General features: G+C 75.0%; 1 protein-coding gene and 1 pseudogene. Both read left to right on the forward strand.

The features are described 5' to 3' along the window. Positions 1-372, forward strand: a pseudogene (locus tag EBH09_RS39420) (shikimate dehydrogenase); the annotation flags it as partial. Positions 373-387: 15 nt separating this feature from the next. Continuing rightward, on the forward strand, positions 388-1,468 hold a 1,081-nt coding region (locus EBH09_RS39425; RefSeq protein WP_238697489.1), incomplete at its 3' end, for a sugar phosphate isomerase/epimerase and 4-hydroxyphenylpyruvate domain-containing protein.

Below are 1,468 nucleotides of genomic sequence, written 5' to 3' on the forward strand. Positions count from 1 at the left end.
GCCCAGCTCAACCGCCACTTCGGGGACGGCCGCGCCGACCACGCCGCCCCGGACCGGCTGGCCGGGCTGCTGACCCGGGCCGACGGCGTCGTGCACGCCACCCCCACCGGCATGGCCGCCCACCCCGGCCTGCCGCTGCCCGCCGAACTGCTCCACCCCGGGCTGTGGATCGCCGAGGTCGTGTACCGCCCGCTGGAGACCGAGCTGCTGCGCACCGCCCGCGCGCTGGGCTGCGCCACGCTCGACGGCGGCGGCATGGCCGTCTTCCAGGCCGCGGACGCGTTCCGGCTGTTCACCGGGCGGGAACCCGACGCCGTGCGGATGCTCGCCGACATCACCGACCTGGCGGGCGCTCTCGGCGCCCCGCGGTAGGAAAGAGGTAGCCACGTGCGGACGTCCATCGCCACCGTCTCCCTCAGCGGATCGCTCACCGAGAAGCTCACGGCCGCCTCCCTGGCCGGCTTCGACGGCGTGGAGATCTTCGAGAACGACCTGCTGGCCAGCCCCCTGACCCCCGAGGAGATCCGCGCCCGCTGCGCCGACCTCGGCCTCACCATCGACCTCTACCAGCCCATGCGGGACGTCGAGGCGCTCCCCGAGGACGAGTTCGCCCGCGCCCTGCGCCGCGCCCGGCACAAGTTCGAGCTGATGCGCAGGCTCGGCGCGGACACCGTCCTGGTCTGCTCCAGCGTCTCCCCGCTCGCCGTGGACGACGACGCCCTCGCCGCCGAGCAGCTGAGCCGGCTCGCAGACCTGGCCGAGGACCACGGCGTCCGCGTCGCCTACGAGGCGCTCGCCTGGGGCCGGCACATCAGCACCTACGACCACGCCTGGCGCGTCGTCGAGAGCGCCGGGCACCCCGCGCTCGGCACCTGCCTGGACAGCTTCCACATCCTCTCCCGGGACAGTGACCCCAAGGGCATCGAGGACATCCCGGGAGAGAAGATCTTCTTCCTCCAGCTCGCCGACGCCCCGCTGCTCGCGATGGACGTCCTCCAGTGGAGCCGCCACTACCGCTGCTTCCCCGGCCAGGGCGGCTTCGACGTCGCCGGACTGCTGCGGCACGTACTGCGCGCCGGCTACGACGGCCCACTGTCCCTGGAGGTCTTCAACGACGTCTTCCGGCAGTCCGAGGCCGGCCCCACGGCCGTGGACGCCCAGCGCTCCCTGCTGACGCTCCAGGAGACGGCCGGCCTCGCCGCGCCGCCCGCACCCGCCCCGCCCACCGGGGTCGCATTCGCCGAACTGGTCACGCCCGACGCCGCACCCGTCTCCGCCGTGCTCGGCGCGCTGGGCTTCGCCCGGACCGCACGGCACCGCGGCAAACCCGTCGACCTGTGGCAGCGGGGTGACGCCCGCGTCCTGGTCAACACCGGGCCGGCCGAACGCCGCGACGGCACCCGGCTGGCCGCCGTCGGCCTGGAGTCGCCGGACCCCGCCGGGGCGGGCCGCCGCGCGGAGGCCCTGC

Source organism: Streptomyces sp. E2N166, assembly GCF_003671715.1.
Lineage (GTDB): Bacteria > Actinomycetota > Actinomycetes > Streptomycetales > Streptomycetaceae > Streptomyces > Streptomyces thinghirensis.